Genomic DNA, 2,502 nt, shown 5'->3' with positions numbered 1-2,502 from the left:
ACTTCACGGTCATCCCGCTTATGTGGGTGATCGGTGTCAAGGGGCTCAGGACGCGGACTGGTCGAGGTCGCCGAGGAGGCCCGCGAAGAGCTGCTGCCGAGCTGGTTGATCATGCTCGGCGGCGTGGTCGTGCTGGGCCTGCAACGTCGGGCGGAAGGCGATCGAGGTCTGGAAGAAGGTGCAGGTCTCGCAGACCGACTCAAAGGTGCAGTCCAGCGCCGGAGGTCGGGTGCAGAAGCCGTTGCCGAGCATCCGCTGGTGCATCTCGCGGTGCAGGCGGGCCATCTCCGGTCCGGCCGCGGAGGCGGGCAACGCGGTGTTCTCGCCGTCGGGGTTGTGGGGGTCGTGGGCGGCGTAGAGGGCTTCGACCTTCTCGGTGACGGCGAAGTACTCATCGGCGACGGTGCGGTTCGCGATCTTCGCGTAGCGAAGGGTCATGTCCATGGAGTGGTGCCCGAGGAGGGCGGCGATGGCTTCCAGGCTCATGCCGCGGTTGATGGCCTGGGTGGCCAGGGTGTGCCGCATCTGGTGGGGGTGGACGTGCCCGATGCCGGCCGCGGTGGCGGCGTTGTTCAGGCAGCGGGTGACGCTGTGCCGGTCCATCGGTGTGCCGTTCTCCCGTGGCAGTAGAAGCGGGTGGGTGGGGTCGACGTAGCGGTCGCGGTAGTCGGCGATGAGGTCGACGAGCTGGGGGTGCAGGGGGATGTAGCGGTCTTCGAGGAGCTTGCCGACGGGGACGTGCAGCCAGTGCCCGGCGCCGATCTGGCGGACGGCGTCGCGGCGCAGGCCGGTGAGTTCGCTGACGCGCAGGCCGGTGCGGATGAGGATCTCGCAGACGACCCGCTCGAGAAGGCGCGGTCGGGCCTGGGCGGCGCGCAGGAACTTCGCCGCGGCGGCGTCGTCGAGGGCCTTGGGCAGGGGTTTCTCCTGGCGGGGCAGGTCGCCGAAGAGGACGGGGATGGTGGGTGGGGCCTCGGGCCAGTTCCAGTCGTGGATGCGGATGAAGAAGGTGCGCAGGTTGCCGATGCGGTGGGCTCGGGTGTTGGCAGTGACAGGCTTTCCGCGCTGGTTGGTGCGGGCGGTCAGCCAGGGCTTGTAGTGCTCGATGTGGGTGCGGCGGACATCAGCCAGGTGAACGATGTTGGAGTGTTCTTGCAGGAGGAACTGGGTGAAGCAGCGCAGTGCCTGGTCGGAGTTGCGGACACTGCCTGACCGCAGGGTGGTAGCGATCTGGGTGAGGTAGGCGCGCATCGGGGCGGCCAGTCCTGGTGCAGCAGCGTTGATCTGCGCCCAGTTGAGGAACCGGTCAGGTTGGCTCATCGTCGGCTCCGCAGTCCCATGACCGCTGACATAGGTGGAGCAGCGGGGTGGTCGATGAGAACTTGTGCGTCGATGGCTTCGGTGGCGCGTCGGTACTGACCCGCCAGCCAGTCCTCGCCGAGGTGGAGGTAGATGCGGGTGGATTCGATGGAGGCATGACCGGCCTGGGCCTGGATCGCCTCCAGGGCCATCCCCGCTTCGCGCAGCCGGGTCAGGCAGGTGTGGCGCAGCTGATGACAGGTGACGCGCTGCAGACCGGCGCGCCGCCGTGCTCCCTCGAGAACCTCATCCAAGCCGGAAGCGGACAACGGGTGGCCTCGTCGTGGACCCTTCAAGACGCAGAAGACGTGACCGTGACCAAGCTGGTCGGCCTCGGCCGGTCGCTCGAGGCTGAGGTAGTCGCTCAGCAGGGTGAAGAACCGTCGAGAGATCGGGATCTGACGTTGGTGTCCGCCCTTGCCCTCGGCGATGAACACCCGCCGCGCCCCGACGTGGAGGTCCTCCATCCGTAGGTGCAGGACTTCGCAGCGGCGCAGTCCCCCGAGCAGCATCGCCGCGACCATGGCCCGGTCGCGGTGGGTGCGCAGGGCGGCGGTGAGGGCGTCGGCTTCGTCGGGATTCAAGATGCTCGGCAGGGTCCGCGGAGAGCGGACGAGTGGGGTTCTGGATCCGCGGCTGCTACGGGGCTGGTCGTGTTCGCGCCGTGTCGGCAGACCAAGCGGGACGGGGTTGGCGGGGATGTCGCCGCGGGCCAGGAGGAAGGTGTAGAAGCCGTTGATGCTGGACAGTCGTCGGCGAACGGTTCGGGCGCTGACGGCTCCTGCGGCGGCGGTGGTGCCGTCGGCGACGGCGACCATGGGGCCGACCACTTCCGCTGATCCTGTTCGCTGGGCGGTGATGAACCCCAGCACATCGGCGGCAGTGACGTCCGCCGGTGTTTTCGCGATCAGGGTGAAGAAAACCTTGAGGTCGTAGCCGGCAGCCAGCACGCTGTTGGGTCGACACCGGGCGGCGAGGAAGTCGAGGTAGGCGTCCAGCCACGGCTCACCCAGGCGCACCGAGGGCAGACCGGAGGGCGTCAACCCCTGAGTCAGTCGAAGATCCAGAACGGTCATGAGGGTGCCTCCACGTTGAGGACTCGAGCCCATCTGGGCTCAGACCGGAGGTTAGCCCCCGATCACC

General features: G+C 68.0%; 2 protein-coding genes. Both read right to left on the bottom strand.

Annotation, left to right across the window (positions count from 1 at the left end; genetic code table 11):
• Positions 1-45 precede the first annotated feature (45 nt).
• Entirely contained in the window at positions 46-1,320 is a 1,275-nt protein-coding gene (locus ACRYM0_RS20755; protein ID WP_432507745.1) for a tyrosine-type recombinase/integrase, read from the bottom strand.
• Positions 1,317-2,435, bottom strand: a complete 1,119-nt coding sequence (locus ACRYM0_RS20750; RefSeq protein ID WP_432507744.1) for a tyrosine-type recombinase/integrase — start codon at positions 2,433-2,435, stop codon at positions 1,317-1,319. Before ACRYM0_RS20750 ends, ACRYM0_RS20755 begins: the two co-directional genes overlap by 4 nt.
• Positions 2,436-2,502: the final 67 nt, after the last annotated feature.

Origin of the sequence: Kineococcus arenarius subsp. arenarius, assembly GCF_050871845.1 — a bacterium.
GTDB lineage: Bacteria > Actinomycetota > Actinomycetes > Actinomycetales > Kineococcaceae > Kineococcus.
This window is presented reverse-complemented; position numbering and strand designations above follow the sequence as displayed.